19 protein-coding genes are annotated in these 18,867 nt (G+C 68.2%); 11 read left to right on the top strand and 8 right to left on the bottom strand.

The features are described 5' to 3' along the window. Window positions 1–4: 4 nt before the first annotated feature. Entirely contained in the window at window positions 5–1,486 is a 1,482-nt protein-coding gene (locus OV287_RS55695; RefSeq protein ID WP_267542240.1) for a CHAP domain-containing protein, read from the bottom strand. 211 nt (window positions 1,487–1,697) lie between these two features. On the opposite strand from OV287_RS55695, the gene OV287_RS55690 reads away from it, so the two are divergent. The 3 genes from OV287_RS55690 to OV287_RS55680 all read left to right on the top strand — a co-directional run bounded on the left by OV287_RS55690 (window position 1,698) and on the right by OV287_RS55680 (window position 5,079). After that, complete coding sequence (locus OV287_RS55690) at window positions 1,698–2,525, top strand: DUF2381 family protein (protein ID WP_267542239.1); 828 nt, start codon at window positions 1,698–1,700, stop codon at window positions 2,523–2,525. After that, window positions 2,522–4,390 carry a protein kinase domain-containing protein gene (locus OV287_RS55685; RefSeq protein WP_267542238.1) on the top strand — a complete coding sequence of 623 codons (1,869 nt, stop codon included), beginning with the start codon at window positions 2,522–2,524 and terminating at the stop codon, window positions 4,388–4,390. The genes OV287_RS55690 and OV287_RS55685 overlap by 4 nt, the downstream gene beginning before the upstream one ends. Window positions 4,391–4,623: 233 nt before the next feature. Then, window positions 4,624–5,079 (top strand): DUF4265 domain-containing protein, encoded by a 456-nt coding sequence (locus OV287_RS55680; RefSeq protein ID WP_267542237.1) that lies wholly within the window; start codon window positions 4,624–4,626, stop codon window positions 5,077–5,079. 147 nt (window positions 5,080–5,226) lie between these two features. On the opposite strand, the gene OV287_RS55675 is transcribed toward OV287_RS55680, so the two are convergent. After that, window positions 5,227–7,170 carry an ATP-binding protein gene (locus OV287_RS55675; protein WP_267542236.1) on the bottom strand — a complete coding sequence of 648 codons (1,944 nt, stop codon included), beginning with the start codon at window positions 7,168–7,170 and terminating at the stop codon, window positions 5,227–5,229. Between the two features lie 156 nt (window positions 7,171–7,326). On the opposite strand from OV287_RS55675, the gene sitI6 reads away from it, so the two are divergent. Further along, window positions 7,327–8,052, top strand: coding sequence for a SitI6 family double-CXXCG motif immunity protein (gene sitI6 / locus OV287_RS55670; protein ID WP_267542235.1), 726 nt, complete (start codon window positions 7,327–7,329; stop codon window positions 8,050–8,052). Window positions 8,053–8,104: 52 nt separating this feature from the next. On the opposite strand, the gene OV287_RS55665 is transcribed toward sitI6, so the two are convergent. Next, a complete protein-coding gene (locus tag OV287_RS55665; RefSeq protein WP_267542234.1) occupies window positions 8,105–9,190 on the bottom strand; it encodes a hypothetical protein in 1,086 nt (361 codons plus the stop codon). Between OV287_RS55665 and OV287_RS55660 the strand changes: the two genes are divergently transcribed. Together OV287_RS55660 and OV287_RS55655 are read left to right on the top strand one after the other, a co-directional pair. Further along, a complete protein-coding gene (locus OV287_RS55660; RefSeq protein WP_267542233.1) occupies window positions 9,189–9,542 on the top strand; it encodes a hypothetical protein in 354 nt (117 codons plus the stop codon). The genes OV287_RS55665 and OV287_RS55660 overlap by 2 nt on opposite strands. A gap of 11 nt (window positions 9,543–9,553) precedes the next feature. Then, window positions 9,554–10,660: a sensor histidine kinase gene (locus OV287_RS55655; RefSeq protein WP_267542232.1), complete on the top strand. Its 1,107-nt coding sequence runs from the start codon at window positions 9,554–9,556 to the stop codon at window positions 10,658–10,660. A 66-nt stretch (window positions 10,661–10,726) separates the two neighbouring features. On the opposite strand, the gene OV287_RS55650 is transcribed toward OV287_RS55655, so the two are convergent. Continuing rightward, window positions 10,727–11,017, bottom strand: coding sequence for a hypothetical protein (locus tag OV287_RS55650; protein ID WP_267542231.1), 291 nt, complete (start codon window positions 11,015–11,017; stop codon window positions 10,727–10,729). A gap of 521 nt (window positions 11,018–11,538) precedes the next feature. Between OV287_RS55650 and OV287_RS55645 the strand changes: the two genes are divergently transcribed. The 5 genes from OV287_RS55645 to OV287_RS55620 are packed head-to-tail and all read left to right on the top strand — an operon-like array spanning window position 11,539 to window position 15,279. Continuing rightward, entirely contained in the window at window positions 11,539–12,888 is a 1,350-nt protein-coding gene (locus OV287_RS55645; protein ID WP_267542230.1) for an ATP-binding protein, read from the top strand. Window positions 12,889–12,890: 2 nt separating this feature from the next. Further along, window positions 12,891–13,367, top strand: coding sequence for a hypothetical protein (locus OV287_RS55640; protein ID WP_267542229.1), 477 nt, complete (start codon window positions 12,891–12,893; stop codon window positions 13,365–13,367). A 4-nt stretch (window positions 13,368–13,371) separates the two neighbouring features. Beyond that, window positions 13,372–14,304, top strand: a complete 933-nt coding sequence (locus tag OV287_RS55630) for a tetratricopeptide repeat protein (RefSeq protein WP_373371899.1) — start codon at window positions 13,372–13,374, stop codon at window positions 14,302–14,304. 60 nt (window positions 14,305–14,364) lie between these two features. Further along, complete coding sequence (locus OV287_RS55625) at window positions 14,365–14,817, top strand: PaaI family thioesterase (protein ID WP_267542228.1); 453 nt, start codon at window positions 14,365–14,367, stop codon at window positions 14,815–14,817. Window positions 14,818–14,820: 3 nt separating this feature from the next. After that, the gene (locus OV287_RS55620) at window positions 14,821–15,279 is read left to right on the top strand and encodes a PaaI family thioesterase (protein WP_267542227.1); all 459 of its coding nucleotides are present in this window, start codon (window positions 14,821–14,823) and stop codon (window positions 15,277–15,279) included. 115 nt (window positions 15,280–15,394) lie between these two features. Here the strand turns inward: OV287_RS55620 and OV287_RS55615 are convergent, their stop codons facing one another. The 4 genes from OV287_RS55615 to OV287_RS55600 all read right to left on the bottom strand — a co-directional run bounded on the left by OV287_RS55615 (window position 15,395) and on the right by OV287_RS55600 (window position 18,859). Beyond that, a complete protein-coding gene (locus tag OV287_RS55615; protein WP_267542226.1) occupies window positions 15,395–15,994 on the bottom strand; it encodes a DUF2059 domain-containing protein in 600 nt (199 codons plus the stop codon). Between the two features lie 76 nt (window positions 15,995–16,070). Further along, window positions 16,071–17,480: a protein kinase domain-containing protein gene (locus tag OV287_RS55610; protein WP_267542225.1), complete on the bottom strand. Its 1,410-nt coding sequence runs from the start codon at window positions 17,478–17,480 to the stop codon at window positions 16,071–16,073. A 53-nt stretch (window positions 17,481–17,533) separates the two neighbouring features. Then, a complete protein-coding gene (locus tag OV287_RS55605; protein WP_267542224.1) occupies window positions 17,534–17,863 on the bottom strand; it encodes a pilus assembly protein N-terminal domain-containing protein in 330 nt (109 codons plus the stop codon). A 78-nt stretch (window positions 17,864–17,941) separates the two neighbouring features. Next, window positions 17,942–18,859, bottom strand: a complete 918-nt coding sequence (locus OV287_RS55600; RefSeq protein ID WP_267542223.1) for a sigma-70 family RNA polymerase sigma factor — start codon at window positions 18,857–18,859, stop codon at window positions 17,942–17,944. Between the last annotated feature and the right edge of the window lie 8 nt (window positions 18,860–18,867).

Raw genomic sequence — 18,867 nt, 5'->3', positions numbered from 1 at the left:
CCTGTCAGGGAATGTAGATGCTCTGGCCGATCGACAGGAAGTCCGGGTTCGCTTGCAGCGACTGATTGGCGTTGATGAGGTCCTGCACGGTCACCCCCGCGCGGGCCGCGATGGAGCTCAACGTGTCACCGGACTGGACGGAGTAGTTCTGACCCCGGGTGACGGGCTGACCCGCGATCGGCGCGGAGCCGCCCACCGGATTCGTCGACGGGGTCCCGCCCGCGGCGACCGAGGGATTGTAGAACCCGACGCCCGAGGGGAGCGCCGCCTCTCCATCCGGCTCGGCCTCGACGGTGAAGGTCCGCAGGGAACGGTCGTTGTTCCCCGTCCCGCTCGCGTTCGCCTCGCTGATGGTGACGGTGTACGAGAGGAGGTCGCCGTTGGGATCTCCGGGAGGATCGTAGTTCGGAATCACATCCTCCACGTAGCCGACGTGTCCCAGGGAGCTGTTCGTGCTGCCGACGATGTCGTCGCCCGCCCCGGAATCCCAGACAATGAGCGAGCCCTCCGCCGGCACGCGGGTGTTGGTGGGAATCTCCTCGGCCTCGAGGAACGTGTCGGTGGGCGCGTTCGCCATCGCCAGGTTCTCGATGAGCCCCTTGTACTGAGGCATGTCGTGGATGTACCCGACACACTCCCGATAGGGGTCCGTCGCGCTGTGCGCGGGCGTGTTGTGAATCTGGAAGTTGGGATTGTCGATGGTGGTGTTGGGGCCCAGGGCGGGACCCTGCGTCCCCGTGGGGGCCGGTGCGCCCGAGTCCACCGGTGCATTCGGGTTCAGCGGAACGAACCCCACTCCGTTGGGGAGCGACAGGGTCCCGTCAGGGTTCCGGGACAACCGGATGTCGCGGAAGGGGACTCCGTTCTGCGTCCCGTCGTTGTCGTTCCAGTTCTGCTCGGCGACCCGGACCGTGACCGTTCCATCTCCGTTGTCCGTGACGCCCTGGACGACGCCCATGTGCCCGGCCTGATCCGCCTGGCCGACCGCTGAGTTCATGCTCCCAGCGTTGGGACCCCAGACCATGACATCGCCCACCTGGGGCACGGCAGTGGAGACGGAAGGCGTCTGCCCCGCCTGGATTTGAGCGATGACGCTCTCCAGCGCAGCCGCCGCCTCGGGGCCGAACTGCTCGAAGGTCGAGTGGAGCGCGTACTCGAACTCCTGGGTGGGATCGTAGGGATTCCGGGCCTCGGCAGCGCCCCCCGCCGAACCGGCCCCCGCGCCCGAGCCCGTCACGGGCACCTGGGCCGAGCCCATCCGCAGGAGGCTGGAGGCACTGAGCGTGTTCCCCTGCTGGGAGACCGGGAGCTGCGGAGCGCCGTCGAGGGAGAGTGCCCGCCGGGTGTTCCCCGCCGAGAAGCCGCTGGAGGAGCTGAAACCAGTTGCGGCAGAAGGTGTCTGGGGCCGCGGTGCGGAGGGCCTGGCCTGGGTTTCCGCGGTTCGAGGCTGGAGAACGGGCGTACCGGACTGGATTTTGAGGGCCATTCGCATGCTCCTTGCGCACTTGGGTGAAGTGGGCGGGGACTCCCAGTGTACCCGATTTCCCTGGAATTTACATATTGGGGCCAATGTATTTCCCGCCCGTACATGACGAGGCTTGCGGGAGGTGTCCTGCGGAGTCACTCATGCGGAGGTGACGGCTGAGGTGGTTTCGTGCTTGCCCTGGGGAATCGGCCCCTCCTAGCGTGGGCCGCGAGTGCGCTCCGGTTCCTGGCTCCTGTGCCTGTCCCTCCTGCTGTCCACCCCGGCCGCCGCCCGGCAACCCTCCGGCGGGCCCTCGCTCCGTCAACGAACGCTCGTGGCCCCCGCCCGGCCCGGCGAGGTGCCACCCCTGGTGCTGCACGTGGCGGCCGGCGTGCCCACGCTCCTTCAGCTCGAGGCGCCACTACCTCCGTCGACTCTGCGGCTACCGGTGGACGAGGCCCGCATCCGGCTCGTCGCGCTGGGCCCCGGCTCGTGGCTCCTCTTGCTCGCCACCTCCCTGCCCGAGGGCGAGCAAGTGCCGCTCACCCTGGAGGCCGGACCCGGTATGGAGCCCCTCCGCTTCACGCTCGTCACCCGGCCCGAGGTCGCGGACGTTAGGGTGCGCGTGGTGCGCGCCGGAGCCTCCACCGAGGACGCAGCCGCGGAGTCGCTGGCGCTCCACCTGCTCGCCACGCCGCCGTCCCGTGTCGCGCTCGACTCGCCTCGCGCGGTGGCGCTCGATGAGGGGAGCATCCGTGCGCGGGTGGAGTCCGTGCTCTGGATGGACCGGCGCTTCTTCTCCACCGCGTTCGTGAGGGACAGCCAGAAGCGTGCCCCGCTGTGGCGACTGGTGCAGGTGCGGCTGCGGGTCACCCTTGCGGACGGCTCGCTTCAGGAGTGGCCCGCCCGCCTCGTCTCCGGAGCACCGGGAGCCAGGGGCCAGCGCTACATCTTCACCGGCCTGCTTCCCGAGAGCGCCACGCACCTGGAGGTGGCGATGGACGGAGAGGACACCCCGGGCGGATTTCGCCCGCTTCCAGAGCAGGAGCTGCAGCCATGAGGAGACCGCGTCGCCCGGACCAGCTCCGCACGGGCCACCGCGTGCGGGACTTCCGCGTCGTGCGTCGGTTAGGGGTGGGAGGCTTCGCCTTCGTCTTCCTGATGGAGCGCGAGGGCCAGCGCTACACGATGAAGATGGCGGCCCGACCCGCTTCGGAGAAGGACCCGGACCAGGTGGATGCCTGGATGCGCCGCGAGGTGAGCTCGCTGGAGCACCTGCGCCACCCCCACCTGCTGCCCGTACTGGAGTGGGGCCGGTGGCCCGAGCCGGAGACGGGCTACGGCTACTACGTCACCCCCTACATCTCCGGAAGCACCTTCCACGTCTGGCGTTGGCGGGAGCGCGCCCCACTGGACCGGGTGGTGGGCGTGCTGTGTGAGCAATTGAAGACGCTGGAGGCCCTGCACGAAGACAAAATCGTCCATCGTGACGTGAAGGCAGACAACCTGTTGGTGAGGCAGGGGGATGACACGCCGTTCCTCATCGACTTCGGCACGGCGCACCTGCCCTGGGCCCGAGTGCTGACGGAGGGGCTCGCACCGGGAACGCTCTACTGCCAGCCACCCGAGGCCATCCTCTTCCTCGCGTCCCTGCTCTCAGAAAAGCCTCCGCCCCCGGGCTCACGGCTGGAGGCTCGGCCCACCGCCGACCTGTATGCCTTTGGCGTGCTCCTCTACGAAGCCCTCACCAACTGCCACCCCTTCAGCACCCGGTTGCCGCTGGACGAGTTGCTGCCCACCATCGCCTCCACGCCTCCGGTGGAGCCCGGGCAGCTCGCTCCCGAGATACCCGCCTCGCTGGGTGCATTGGCCCTGCGGCTGCTGGCGAAGGACCCCGGGCAGCGGCCCCAGAACGCCCGCGCCGTACGGGAGGAACTGGAGCGGCTGCGTGAGCAGGAGGGACGCTCGACCCCCTGGCAGGCTCCGGCGAAGCGGCCCTCGGAGTGCGCATGGGTGAGGGAACGGTTTCCGGACGTGGACATGCTGGAGGAGTCTCCCGAGTTGGAGCTCTCGGCCGCACGAGAGCTCCGCCCCGGTGAGACAGCACGGATGAGGAGCCGGTGGCCGGTGCGCCTCGTCACGCTGGCCATCGGGCTGGGGCTCCTCGGGATAGGGTGGGCACTCCTCCGCTTGACGCGGGCCCCTCCTCGGGAGGACGGCCCTCGCGCGGAGGCCACCGCGCCGGCTCCTCCGGCGCCTCCCGAGAAAGGAACACAGCCCGTGCCCTCCTCCCCTTCCGAAACGCCTCCCGCATCCTCCGAATCGACACCCTCGCGCCTGTGCTCCGTGCTCACCCGCTTGTTGGGAGGCGTGGCCGCCGCACAGCTCGCCGGGTGCGTCACCACGCCCACGCGACCCGACCCCGCCAGCTACCTCGCGCAGTGCCCTCCCGAGGCCATCGCCACTCCCGTCAAGCTGGGCTTCGATTCGCGGGAGAACGCCACGTTCCTGGAGACGGGCACTCCGGCCTCGAACGACCCGATCGAGGAGGGCGGCTCGATGAACGTCAAACCCGGCCCCGTCACGGCCACCATGTTCGCGGAGGTGAAGGGGAAGGAGGTGGAGACGAAGGTCACGGGCATGGCGGTGACGACACCGAACCGCCTCTACATCCAGTTCGACCAGATGCAGTTGCCGGACGGCACGTGGTGGCCCATCTGCGGCGTGGCGGTGGATGACTTCACATCCTACGGCGTGCCGACGCACGCGAAGGAGCCCATTCCTGGCTCGGTGGTGGACCCGGCGAAGGTGGACAAGAGCCCTGGCAACGTGGTGCTCAACGACCCGCGCTTCGAGACGGTGCTGCAATACCCCAAGGGCCACCCGATGCCGCGCCTCACCACGGCCCCGCCCGACTGGCTCTGAGGTTCCGGCCCGGGGCCGCTCGTGCTCCCGCTCCAAACCATCTGAAGCAGATTCCTTCAGGGGGGTCCTTGCAGGAAAGGACGGAGCCCCTTCCGGCCGCGCGGCGCGCCGACTGGTCCGACCATCGGACCAGTTGCTCCCGGGCGCCGCCGGAACCTCCCCCCTGAAAGGACCTCTGGTTCGGCTGGCTTGGAGAGGGGAAGAGTGACAAGACACCGTGAGCAGCACGCGCCATGACAGGGTCATCCACCGCTCAACACGTCAAGCTTCTCTTCCACCTCGAGCAGGACGAGGATGGTTATCCTCCCGCCAGCGCGGAAACGCTCTGGGCCATCACGGTGGGTGAGGGGCTCTACAAGATCGACAACATCCCATTCTTCGCTACGGGCGTCGCCGTGGAAGACATCGTCTCGGCGGAGTTGGAAGCGGGCCAACTCGTCTACAAGGATGTCGTCCACCCCTCGGGGCACAGCACGCTCCGTGTCGCCGTGTACAACCACGAAGAGGTGCCCAGGGTTCATGAACTCTTCAAGCAACTCGGCTGTGCGACGGAACAGAGCCATCTGCGTGGCCTGATTGCGATCGATGTGCCTCCCTCCGTTTCCTGGGATGAATTGCGGCGAGTGCTGGATATGGGCCGCGAGCAGGACCGGTGGGACTACGAAGAGGCCTGCCTGGCACGCTCCTGACGGCCCAAACGGGAGCATCCCAGGCTTGGTGATGGGCCGGCTCACACCAGGAGATAATGAAGTCCAGGTGCAGGCCTCGATTCATCGTCTCAGTGCGCGGAGCCGTCTCCGAACTCGTCGTGCAGTTGTTTGACGAGATCCGGGCGGTCAATGCTTTCCCACGCCTGTCGTGCAGCGGTGATGTGGCGACGGCGCTCCTCGGCGGATGGAGCAGAAGAGATCGAGCGCGGCCTCGTCGTCGAGCCGCGTCACCTCGATGGGAGGACGACTGCGTGGCACATAGGGTCGCTCCCCGCCTCGCACCGAGCCGACGAGCGCCAGCCCGGAAAGGTCACTCAGCTCGGCCAGCAACGCCTCCGTCCCCGAGCGATCCGCATGCCAGGGGGTCTCGACATTATCGAGGACGAGCAACGCTGGAGCCGATTGGAGCATCTGCTTCACGGCTCCCCAGAGGTCGGTCTCCGACTTGATGCCGAGAACCGCGGCCACGGCGCTCACCATCAAATCCCTGCTGTTGGCGCCATCGAGCCGGACGAAGTAGCGCCGGTTGCCGTACCGCCTGGCCACCTCGGGATGATGGTACGCCTGGATCGTGAGGGTGCTCTTGCCGATGCCCGGTGGGCCGAGCACCATCGTCGGACGGGGCTCCTCCTCCAGGACCGCCGCCACGAGCTGGCGCGTCAGCTCCTCGCGGCCGAAACAGTCCCCTCGGGAGGGGGCCGCCGGTGGCGCGCTCACCCTGGCGGGCGAGGCGGGAGTGCCCACGACAGCGGGGGCGGCGGGAGTGCTCACCCCGGTTCCACCCGGGGATGAGGCGAAGTCCTCGGGTCTGAAGAGCGGCCTCCGGGTCTGGTCCAGCTCCGCGAGTTCGCGCATTCGTGCGCCCGCCTTCTTCCAGATGGACTTGAAGGAGCGCTCGATCGCGGGCTCAGGGCCATGGCGGACGATGATGTCGTCGAACTCCTCTTCATGCTTCGGGTGCTTCTCCTCGTCGAGGAAGGCGACCTTGTAGGCGCCGTCCTTGACGCGCTTCACGGAGAGCCCTCCCGACTCGTAGCGCACGCTGCCCAGCTTCATCAGCCGGGCAGTCAGGAAACGGTTGAGGATGCTGGCTCGCGCGCTGAGCGGGAACGCGTCCCTGGCGTTGAGCACGGCCGTGGTGTCGCCTCGCAGGTCCTCACGCAGGCGCTCATCGAGCTTCTCGCAGCCGGGAAGCTTCTTGTACTCACTGAAGAAGTTCCGCTCCGGGAGCCGGCCCTTGCGGAACTCCTCCTCCAGTTCGAGCAGCTTCGCCTTCACCGCTCCCAGCGAGTCCTCCCGGAGATAACGCTGGATGATGCGCTCGTGGCGGAAGTCCCGAAGGCGGACGCGGAGCAGATCGATCAACCCCCCGTCTCCCGTGCCCGAGATGAGGTAGCGCCTGGGCGTGCTCGACGCGTGGAGGCGATCCAGGTTGTCGTCCTCCCAGTACGAGCGGGAGGGAGCCCCCTTCAGCGTCCGCTCCGTACCGAAGCCCACCGCCAGGAGGACGGCCTCGAAATCCCCCTCATCGAAGGAATCCGTGTTCCACGTGAGCCGGCGTGGGGCGCTGGACCCGGGGAGGAGCTGGAGCCGCTGAACGCGCGTGTGGACCTCGATGCCATACTTCTGTTTCAGCGGTTGCCATTGCGCGAGGAGCCGCTCCGCCACGTTGCCCGCGAGGTCCGCCTCCCAGTCGAGCACGGGAAGGTTGGCCTGCTCCTCCTCCGAGCCCTCCTCGGGCCAGTCGTAGAGGTGGGGGTGGAGCCAGCGCTGCCGGTTGTTGCGGAACATGGGCAGCAGATCGCTCGCCTGTTCGAACACGGTGACCCGAGCCCCACGGATGGCGGCCCCCGCGGCGGCCGTGAGACCGGCGGCGCCTCCACCGATGACCGCCAGCCTCGAGCCCGACTTCAACCGCTCCTCGACGAAGAGGGAGTGCACGAGGTTGAGCGCGCGAACCTGCTGCGTGTAGAGCGTGATGCGCCGCTCGAAGCATCCGAGGACGTAGACGCCGGCCTCCTCGCGTACGGCCATCTGCTGGAGGATGTCGCGTTCCGTGACCGTGGCCATGCACTCTCCCCAGGGGAGAAGCTAACAGCGGCTCCAGGCGGAGTGAACGGCCGTGGTACGAGAAGCCCAGGCGCTTCCCTCTTACTCGTCATGCCCCATCCGGCCGTTGCACCTCGGCTTCTCGCTCCTTGAACGACGGGCTCGAGACTCAACCGCATGAAATTCTACGAACTGGAGAGAGACCCGTCGCCCCGCTACACGGGCAACCTGAACGCTGCCCACAAGTGGGGGCTGCCCGGTGTGGAGCGCTGCTCTGTCTGCGATTTGCCGCCAGAGGAGTACACGATGGGCCAATACCCTTGCGTGGACCTGTCGGCTCTGCCACCCGAGGACCAGAAGAAGCTGCTGGATTCCTGGCCCGTTCCGCGTGAGGAGTTCATCCGGCTGCGTGAGCTGGTGCGGCCCCTGGCGCCTGCCTATGCCGTGCTGACATCGGGGGCGGTCTTCGGTCCGCTCCAAGGAAGTGGCCTGGGTTACTTCGGCCAGCTCGTCATGCAGAACCCCTGGTCCCTCTGCATGCGCCGCGAGGCCCTGGAGAAATTGCAGAGCGCGGGCGTGCGGGGCCTCACCGGCTGCCCCACCCAGGTGCGGATCCGCACCAAACACGCACCCGACCTGCGGGACATCCAGCTCGAAGTCCATGGGCGTTTCCACCCGGACTGCCTGCCGCCCCCGAATCCTCCGTGCCCCACCTGTGGCGTCGCCATGGGCCACAGCGTCCCGGACCCGTATCTGCTCGACGTCTCGTCGCTCCCACAACACGTGGACATCTTCCGGCTGGCCGATGCCTCGACGCGAATCATCGCCAACGAGCGCCTGGTGGACGCGGTGCGCCGCCTGGAGCTGGACGGCGTCGTCTTCAAGGAGTTGGAGGCCCGCTGAGCAACACCGGGCCAGGCACCAAACCGCCTCTACATCCAGTTCGACCAGACCGTCATGCGCAACTCCTTTCATTGGCGAGCGCGGCGGCAACAAGCTCCTGACTCGTTCGGAGGAGCTCGTCCTGATGCGCGACCTTGCCCGTGACCTCCCAAATCAACAGGCCCATCAAGGCGGTCCAGTCATTGCCTCGAGGAGGGTCCACCCAGACGGTGCACTCATCCACCCAGCGAACACGCGCTGCCCCGAGGAGCTCGAGAAAGCGATGGAATGGCACACAAGCCCAGGCCGTCTCCGACTCTCTCAACGCCACGTAATCCGACACCGGAAGCAAGGCCGGACCTGGAAGAGCGATCGTGTAGTGAGCCTCGTCCCTGAGCTCCCTGCCGAACATCATCACGTCTCTCTCGTGACAGGAGGGCGGCATCAACGAGTCCATGGCACTCGCCGACCACTTCGCAGTCCGTGGGAGCTTGACGTCCGAGGTCATGAGGCGAGGCCGCAAGGGCAGCTCACTCATGAGGCGTTCTTGCGCCCCCATCAGGACTTCGAGCAATTTCGGAACAGCTTCATCGGGATCGAGCTCGTTCCTACGAAAGAGCTTCGACAGGAACCCCTTCGGAGCCTGGGCTCCCGAGAGTCTCGACATCACCTGACGTCCGACGAACGTCCGCCGGAACGGACCCGACACCAGCGAGGCACCACCCATCTTCGCCATCTGGGACACGCCTAGAAACCCAGCGATGTTCTGGTCGTGGAACCACCCGGACGGCCACTTTTCGACCTCCTCTGGCGCGAACAGAAAGAGCCCCTCGAACCCTTCCGGTGCGGCAGGTGCCAGGCCCTCCGCGGGCTCGATGCCCTCGGGCGGCTCCTCGACATCGATGGGCATCCCCCGGGCCCGCGCCAACCGCACGGCGAGCTCCTGGGCAAGCGCCACATCATCGTCCGACGACAGGGTCATCAGCTTGATGTGCGCGGTCCCCTCCTCCTCGAACACGAAGACGCCCCTGGCAGGCCGTCCACGCCATGCGAGCCAACCGGGACCCTCTTCCGGCGCCAACTCCTTGAACTCCGCTCCTGCATCGCGAAGAAGCTGAGAGTCGGGCCCCCCTCCAGGAATGATGAACTCGAAGCTCATGAAGTGCCCCACTACCACATGCGGGGTCAGCTCCAACGGAGAGATCGAGACCTACCGAGCCCCCGAGAACGACCCGGGCAACATCGTGCTCGCGAGTACCCGGCGCAGAGTGCAGAGCACGTGGGACCGGCTCATCCCCGGCTTCTACACGCTCTTCGCCGAGGCCCTGAGCCTGCTCTTCTACGACCGGACCGCGGGGCTCCCCCAAGCAGGTACGGAGGAGGCGAGCGTGGCGCCTGAGGCAGCGGCCAGGAAGGAGCCGAAGTTGGAGCTGGACGGCGTCGTCTTCAAGCAGCTGGAGGTCCTGGAAAGAACGCCTCGGGGGTCTGAACGTCATGTGGGTTCCTGGTAGAACTGCTGCGCATGAAGCCCAGGGACAAGAAGCCGCGACTGGATCAGGACCGCACGGACCAGAGCCTTCGCCAGGAGAGGGAGAGGACCGACGAGGAGTTCAGCAAGAAGCAGGACTCCATCGAAGAGCATGCGGATGAGGTCGTCCAGAAGGCGAGGACCCACGTGGACTCATCGTTGAAGGTATCCCGGGCAAAAACGGATGAGAGGTTGGCGCAAAGCGAGGCACCGCAACAAGAGCGCCAGAGCGTCGCCAGCGAGCGGGTCCACGAGGACGCGGCCCTCCGGCACGAGCGGTCCATCTCGGACGAAAAGCTCCGCGAGGAGCGCGAGGCGCGTAAACGCGCCCTGGCGAGCCTCCTCCAGCTAGAACGAGAGACGACGGACCAGCACCTGTTGACCGAACGGGGGCGCTCAGATGAAGCCCTGGCGGCGCGCGACGACTTCCTGGGGATGGTGAGCCACGATCTGAGGACGCTGCTCGGGGGCATCGCCATGCGCGCGGCCATGCTCCTCAGGAACGCGGCCGACGATGAGGTCGGGCAGAGAACCCGCAAGGACGCGGCGAGCATTCAACACTTCACTGCTCGAATGAACCGGCTCATCGGAGACCTGCTGGACATCGTCAGCATCGAGGCAGGCAAGCTCACGGTGGAGCCTCGGCCAGAAGATGCGATCCTCCTCGTCCGGGAAACAGTGGAAGCCTTCCAGCCCACCGCGTCGGCCAAGGGCATCTCGCTCGATTCGGAAGTGGCCAGGGACTCACTGCTGGCCCGCTTCGACCATGATCGGATCCTTCAGGTGCTCGCGAATCTTCTGAGCAACGCCATCAAGTTCACTCCCGAGGGAGGCAGGATTTCGATTCGCGTCGAGCCCGTGGAAGAAGAAGTCCGGTTCTCCGTCACTGACACGGGCTCGGGTATCGCCGAGGACGATCTGCGGCGAATCTTCGAGCGCTTCTCGCAAGTCCTCGCGAGCGACAGACGCGGGCTCGGCCTTGGGCTCTACATCTCCAAGTGCATCGTAGAGGCTCACGGCGGAAGGATATGGGCCGAGAGCCAGCCGAAGGCGGGCAGTACCTTTTTCTTCACCCTCCCTGGGGCTCGGACCTCCGGGTAACTGTAGGCACGTGTTTCCCCATACTCCGGGCCAGGGAATGAGCCCCTGGCCCGGCGGGGAGGCAACTCAGCTCTCGGCAGAAGCGGACTGCTCCGCGGACGGCTGCTCCTCGCTGCACACCTGCGACGACGCATCGTCCTGCGCCACCGAGGCCGTCACCTCGGTGGGCTCGGCGCGACCAGCGCCGCAGACACCGTAGACCCCACAGGTCGTGATGCGACCGTAATAACAGGTATCACTGCAGCCCGCCCACTCGTCACAGACATCTTCGCAATCCGGCGGAAGGGCCGACGCGGTGTTGGGGGCGAGGGTGAGGAATGCGGCGGCAACCAGCAAAGACTTCAGAAGCTTGCTCATGGTTCCTCCTTCGGGGGGCCACCACGCTACGGTGAAGACATCCACACTTCAAGCAAAGACTTCACATACGTGGTTTCCGCCGGGTGTACCTCTTGTCTTTGATTGACGACCTAAGGAATACTCCCCGGAGGAACATTCCAATGGGCCAACACCCCTTCGTGGGCTTCCCCACCGGGAACACGGTCGGGTCCAGGAAGGGACGCACGGCCTCCAGCGAGTCGGAGAGCTCGCTCGCGGCATCGAGGACAATCCACTCGAGAATCTGGCGGCTGTCCTGAAGGCCCGTCTCGAGCAACTGCCTGAGCAGGAGGGGCGTGCAGTCCTGCGCACTCTCTCTCCGTGCGACACGTGCGAGCGCCTCGAGAAGCCGGGTGTGGAGTTCCATCCACGGGGCAGTCCAGGCGCGAGACCCGGCTCCTCGCTCCTGGCCGCACTCCGCGTGAGGAAATGGACGCCCCCCTGTGCTCGGCCGCCTTCGCATTTGAAGGGGCCCGCGGTGCTGTGAGACGTTCCGCCACGCCATGGATGACGTCACGCTCGCTTCCCTCAAGGCCGCGCTCGCCGCGAGCCCCGACAACGCGCCGCTGCGCGGGCTCGTGCTCAAGGCCCACCTGGACCGCAACGAAGTGAAGGAGGCTCGCGCCATCCTCGGCGACAGCGCCCCGGACCTCTTCTCCGAGCCGGATCGGCTCCACGCCGCCCGCACGCTCGTCCAGGCCGGCGAGCCCGAGCGCGCCCTGCTCTTCTGCGCCAACCACCCCTCCGCCGAGGCCGCCCTGCTGTCCGCCCGCGCCCTCGCCGCGCTCGGCCGCAAGGACGAGGCCCGCTCCGCCTACCAGCGCGCCGTCTCGCTCAACCCCACGCTGGAGGACCGCGACCTGCTCGCCCAGCTCACCGCCTCCGTGCGCGACGTGCAGCCCTCCGCGGCCGGCGGCCCCCGTCTGCGCGTCATCTCCAACGACGACACCGCCGCCAACGAGGTGGACCGCGTCCTCGCCCCTCCGCAGCCGCCCCTCACCTTCGCCGACGTGGGCGGCCTGGAGGAGATCAAACAGCAGATTCGCAAGCGCATCATCCTCCCCTTCCAGAAGCCCAGCCTCTTCGAGCGCTTCAAGAAGAAGGCCGGCGGCGGCATCCTCCTCTACGGTCCGCCGGGCTGCGGCAAGACGCTGCTGGCGCGCGCCACCGCCGGCGAGTGCGGCGCCACTTTCTACAACATCGCCATCTCCGACATCCTCGACATGTACATCGGCGAGTCGGAGCGGAAGCTGCACGCCCTCTTCGAGAAGGCCCGTCAGACGACGCCCGCCGTCCTCTTCTTCGACGAGCTGGAGGCGCTCGCCGCCAAGCGCCAGTTCAGCCGCGAGGGCACCAGCGCCAAGCTCGTCAGCCAGTTCCTCGCGGAGATGGATGGCTTCGCGCAGAACAACGCGGGGGTGCTGATTCTGGGAGCCACCAACACGCCCTGGGCCATCGACCCGGCCTTCCGCCGTCCCGGCCGCTTCGACCGCGTCCTCTTCGTTCCTCCGCCGGACGCCGTGGCGCGCGAGGAGATTCTCAAGCTCCTCATCAAGGACCGGCCCCAGGAGTCCAACCTGGACCTGGGCTTCGTGGTGAAGCACACCAGCGCCTTCTCCGGCGCGGACCTGGCCAACGTGGTGGAGACGGCCAGCGACTCCGCCATCGAGCGCTCGCTCGCGCAGGGCACCGAGGCCCCCATCACCTCGGCGGACCTCAAGGGCGCCCTCAAGGAGGTGAAGCCCACCGCGCTGGAGTGGCTCACCACCGCGCGCAACTATGCGCGCTACGCCAATGACTCCGGCCAGTACGATGAGGTCCTGGCCTTCCTCCAGGCCCACGGGAAATCCTGAGCATGAGCGCCACCTACCGCATCCTGGACGAGCCGCGCCCCGGAGCCCTGGGGCACCTCGTCGTCAATCCGGTGTTCCCCCTGCTGTCCCTCATGATGGCCGGGGCCTGGCTGGGAGTGCCGTGGTTCGTCTTCAACAGCTTCGCCATGGGCAGCACCACGCGCCGCAAGGAGACGGTGCTCGCGGTGCTGGTGGTGCCCGGGACGCTGCTGCTGTTCATGGTGCTCGGTACACTGTTGAAGATGGAGGTGCTGACGAAGTCCTCCATGCCCTATGCCCTGGTGGGCGTCATCGTGTGGAAGCTGGCCGTGGGCTACGCGCTCTACAACCTCCAGCAGCGCAGCTTCGCGCTGCACGAGTACTACGGCGGCGTGGTGCGCAACGGGGCGCTCGTCCTGGTGGCCAGCATCTTCCTGGGCTCACAGATTCTCATGGCGCTCACCGGCGGCACACCGCTGCTGATGGTGCTGCTCGGGTGACCTCATGACTGACTCTCCCTCTCACTCGTGGCGCCACTACGCGCTGCAGCAGCTCCACCGCGGGGACCACCGCGGCGCCATGGAGACGCTGCGCCGTGCCCTCAGCGAGGATCCGGAAGACCCGGAGGCGCATGCCCTGTTGTCGCTGGTGCTGCTGGCCCTCAAGCGCCCGCACGCCGCCGAGCACGAGGCCGGCATCGCCCTGTCGCTGGAGCCGTTGTTGCCCTTGGCCCATACCGCCGCGGCCTCGGCGGCCATGGCGCGCCGCCGCTTCAAGGACGCCGAGCAGCACCTCCACAACCTGCTGGAGCTGGAGCCTGACGATGCGGACAACCTCGTCCTCCAGGCCCGCTTCTTCGACCTGACGGGCCAGAAGGAGCGCAAGCGCGAGGTGCTGCAGCGGGCCATTGCCCTGGCTCCGGACGATCCGGACACGATGGTGGCGCTGGGCGAGGACGCACTGGAGCGAGGAGAGGTGAAGCGCGCCGAGCAGTGGGCCCGCGATGCCCTCACCGCCCGGCCCGAGTTCCAGGACGGACTGGTGCTCATGGGGCACGTGCACCTGCGCCAGGGCAGCATCGAGGACGCGCGCGAGCACGCCCTGTGGGCCCTGCGCCAGAATGCCACCGACGAGGGCGCGCTGCGGCTGCTGGCCAGCATCAAGGCGAGGCAGAGCCCGCTGCTCGGCCTGTGGTGGCGCTATGCCATGTTCATGGGCTCGCTGGGGGACACCCGGAGCACCCTCGTGCTGCTGGGTGCCTTCGTGGTCTACCGCTTCGCTACCCAGGCCACGAAGGACCTGGGCCAGCCCCAGCTCGCCTCCATCATCCAGCTCGTCTGGCTGGGGCTCGCCATGTACACCTGGGTGGGCCCCGCCCTCTTCCAGCGCATGGTGCGTCAGGAGTTGGAGACGGTGCGGTTGGATCCCCGCTTCTGAACCGCGCTCGCTCCGACCGTGGTGGTGTCCCAGCGCCCTAGCTGGTATCCACCTTCTCGTATGGCGAGCGACGACGCGTTCCCCGAAGACAAGCAGCAGATGATGGAGAGCATCAACCGCTTCATGAATGACTCCGTCCCGCACAACCACACGCTGGGCCTGAGCGTGGTGGACCTGGGGGCCGCGGAGGCCACCATGCGGCTGCCCTACTCGGAGAACCTGGTGGGCAACCCCGAGACAGGTGTGCTGCACGGCGGTGCGGTGACGACGCTCATCGACGCCACGTGTGGCATCTCCGTCTTCATGAAGATGGCGCGGATGGCGCGCATCGCCACGTTGGACCTGCGCATCGACTACCTGCATCCCGCCACGCCGGGGAAGGATCTGCTCGCACGCGCCGAGTGCTACAAGCTCACGCGCGCGGTGGCCTTCGTGCGAGCGCTCGCGCACCACGGTGACCCCAACAACCCGGTGGCCTCGGCGCAGGGCACCTTCATCATCGTGGAGGACTGAGCCATGGAGAGCACGCCCCCCAGCCCCCCCACCCGCATCGCCAACCTCCTGCGCCAGGTGCGCCACACGGGTGACTACCACCTGCTCACCGAGGCGATTCCCTACACGCGCTTCCTCGGCATCGGCGTGGAGAACACCACCGGTGAAGTGCTGTGCCGCATGCGCTACGCGCCCATGCTCATTGGCAACAGCTCCATCCCCGCGCTGCATGGCGGCACGCTCGGCGCGCTACTGGAGTCCGCCGCCATCTTCGAGCTGCTGCTGCGCACCCAGACGGACCGCGTGCCCAAGATCATCAGCATCACCGTGGACTTCCTGCGCTCGGGAAGGCCGCAGGACACGCTGGCCAAGGCCACGATTACGCGGCTCGGCCGGCGCGTGGCGAACCTGCAGGTACAGGCCTGGCAGGAGGATCGGAGCAAACCCATCGCCAGCGCCAACGCCCTGTTCCTGCTGTCGTGAGGACCGGTGACTCCCTCTCCCTCTGGGAGAGGGCGGGGGGTGAGGGTAGTCCCTGCGTGTAGACCCTCACCCTGACCCTCTCCCAGAGGGAGAGGGAATGGCGCTGGGAATGGCGCTACAGCTGCTGTCCATCGTGGCGCGCGGGTTGTGCCTGCCGCGCCTCCTCGGCGAGCGCCCGCAGCGTCTTCTCCGCGAGCTGCACGCCCCACTTCTCACCCACCTCCTTCGCCTCCTCCATCACCCGAGGCTGGGCCGCGAGGAAGCGCTTGCCCGCGGGCGACTCGTGGAAGGCGATGGCCGCGTCCAGGTCCTCCTCGGTGAAGTGCTTCATGTACACGGGCACCAGCATGTCCACGATGGACTCCTGCCGCGCCACCTCGCGGAACTTCTCCAGGAAGCCCGGCGGCACGCTCGTCGACATCTGCTCGAAGTGGCTCGTCATGATGTCCAGCATCTGCTGGCCCGTGTCCTCCGCCCCCGTGAGCGCCATCAGCCTGCGCACCTTCTCCTGTTTGCGCTTCGAGGCCTGGGCCTCGGGGCCAAACATCTTGTCGGCGAGCTCCCGGGCCTCGGCGTGATTGGCATCGGTGCGAGGGGCCTCGGAGGAAGCAGCCGTCGGGGCAGCGCTCGTGCCCGTGCTCGAGTGCGCGCAGCCCACCGCGAGGACCGCCAGGAGACACCACCGCCAGGACGCCAGGGGATTGATGGAGCGCAACGAGCAGCCCTCCACAGCGAGAGGACTCCCACGATAGTCCCCTCGCCCACGCGCCCGTAAAGGGGGGAGCCTCGGCTCAGTGTGGGGCCACCGACACGGTGTACTCCCGGCGCTCACCGTTCCGCATCCACACCAGCACCTTGGTGGTGCCCACCTCGAGCGGCTCGAGCCGCAGCGTGTCGTCGCCCACCACGGTCGCATCCACGACGCCGATGGCGCCCACCGCCACGCGCGTCACCCCGGGGAGCACGATCGCCGAGGGCGTACCCTTCACCAGCGAGAGCGGCAGGGACTCCTGCTTCGACGAAGCCACCGGCTCCCGCGTCCGCCACACCACGACGTCCGCCCCCGCGAGCAGCAGCCCCAGCCCCGCCACCACCGTCACCACCGGAAGCCAGCGTGGACCGGATGGACGGGATAGCGCCACCAGCATCGCATCCATGGAGGGGAAGCGTGCCTCCGGCTCCAGCGCCAGCCCCCGGTCGAGCGCGGCCCGCACATACCCTGGCAGGCGAGGGCCTCGCGGCATCGGCACCCGGCTCCAGCGAGCCTCTCCACGCACTCGTACGTCGAAGGGGCGAAGGCCATACAGCGCCTCGTGGAGCGCCACGCAGAAGCTGAACTGGTCTCCGCGAGCGTCCACCTCGCGGCCCGCGAGCTGCTCGGGGGACATGTACGCGGGTGTTCCTGGCACTGCTCCCGCGCGGGTGAGCGACTCACCTGTGTCTCCAGACGCGATGTCTCCTGGGAATCCCTCGTCCCCTCCGGCCCCGTGCCGCACCAGCCCGAAGTCCGTGACGCGTGGCCGCCCATCCGTGCCCACCAGCACGTTGGCTGGCTTGAAGTCCCGGTGCACCAGTCCCGCCCGGTGCGCCGCCGCCAGCCCCTCGCCCGCCTGGAGGAACAGGGAGAGCACCTCGCGCCACGGCCGCTCGCGCTCGCGCAGCCAGCCCGCCAGCGTGGGGCCCTCCACCCGCTCCATCGCGAGGAAGACACTCCCTCCCTCCGTCCCCATCTCGAACAGGGGCAGCACGTTGGGATGCGCCAACCGCGCCATCGCCTGGGCCTCTCGCACCAACCGCGCCCGGCCCTCGTCTCCGCCCCCACCCGGACGCAACAGCTTCAGCGCCACCGTGCGCCCCAACCCGGGGTCCCTCGCCGCGTACACCACGCCCATGCCGCCCTCGCCGAGAGGCCCCTCGACGACGTAGCGGCCCACCTGGGCCCCCGGAACCAGCGCATGCGCTCCGGGATGCATGGGCAGCGTGGGCGCGCCCGTGTCCAGGCACGTGGGAGCGCTCGAAGCACCCGGCCCCGAGACCTCGGCTGCCACCGCCGCCACCAACGCCCGGCACGCGGCGCACCCGTCCAGGTGTTGCTCCAGGCGCGGCGTATCCGCATGGGACAGCGCGCCCGAGGCGAAACCTGCGAGCACGTTCTCGTCCGGGCACCCGTCCGGCGCGCGGAACCTCGATTCCAGGGACATCGGGTCCCGATTCTCGCAGGCGCGCGCCGCCACGGGAAGCCACCGGGCCCGGCTCAGCCCTGGACGATGAGCGTGTACGCCTTGCGCTCCCCGTCCTTCGTCCACACCAGCAGGGTCGTCGAGCCCTTCGCGCGCCCGGAGATGCGGATGCGCGAGCCGCCCACCACGGAGACGTCGGCCGTACTCGAGTCCCCCACCGCGATGCGCACGAGCTCCTTCACCTCCAGGGTGTGCACCCCGCCCTTCTTGAGGCTGATCGTCTCAGCGGGGGCCTCGGCGCTGCCCTGGGCCGCCGGGGGAGCCGCCTCCTCCGCGCCCGCCACCGTGCCGAACACCGCCACCGCCGTCACAGCCAGCACTCCCATCATCTTCTTCACGTTCATGGTGTCCTCCGTTGTTCCTGCGTTCTGCCCGGATGACACCGGTGGCCGCGCGGTGTTGCACGGCGGCGCGAAAAAAAATCACGAGCCCTCGTTGCGCCCGGTGCTGGCCAGCAGCGAGGAGAGGCTCTGGTCGAGCTGCGCGGGCACGTCACGCAGCAGGCTGTGCAGCTCGCCGGAGGACAGGCGCAGGCGCTCGGCGAGCCGGGAGCGGGTGCCAGCGAGCACCTCCTCACGGGCGTGGGCCAGCCACCGGGAGACGGTGGACTTGTGGGTGCGGTACACGGTGCCAATGCGCTCCAGGCTCAGCCCCTCGACGAGGTGGAGACGCAGGACGGTGCGCTCGCGCGAGGGCAAGGCGGCGAGGGCCTCGGCGAGGGCGGCCTGGAAGTCAGCCCGGTGGCGCTGGCGCAGGTGCTCCAATTCGGGGTGGGTGCCCCCAGGGAGGGTGGCGTCGGCGAGGGCCTCCTCCTCGGCACGGGCCTGGCGTTGGGCGGTGCGGCGCAGGTTGAGGGCGGTGCGGACGGCGGCGGCGCGCAACCACGCGGCAAGAGGGCCCTGGCCCAGGTAGCCGGCGAGGCGGGGCGGCTGGCCCGCTTCGGAGGTGAGGAGCTTCTCGCGCAGCACCTGGCACACCTCGGAGGCAGCATCGGCGCCCGGGTGCACGCGTGCGACGGCGGCGGTCACCTTGGGGAGGAAGTGCGCGTCCAGCGCGGCATGGGCGGCGGCATCCCCGTGCACGCAGGCACAGGCGAGGAAGAGGTCCGCAACAGGGAGGGCGCGCAGGGTGCGCTCGGGCTCGGAGGCTGGGGCGAGACGCTCGGCGAGGTAGCGGAGGAAGACAGCGTCCTCGAGTCGCGCCCGGGGCCACGCCGCGCGGGCCGAGGCGAGCAGCTCGGAGAGCACCGACTCCAGCGAGGGCAGCTCCGCGTATGCGGTGCGGGCCTCGGACCGAAGGTGGGGGATGAGCAACCGGGCGAGCGAGGACGAGTGGGACATGGGGGGAG

Origin of the sequence: Archangium lansingense (genome assembly GCF_026626635.1) — a bacterium.
GTDB lineage: Bacteria > Myxococcota > Myxococcia > Myxococcales > Myxococcaceae > Archangium > Archangium lansingense.
The sequence above is the reverse complement of the archived record's forward strand: the minus strand, read 5'-3'. Positions and strand labels throughout refer to the sequence as shown.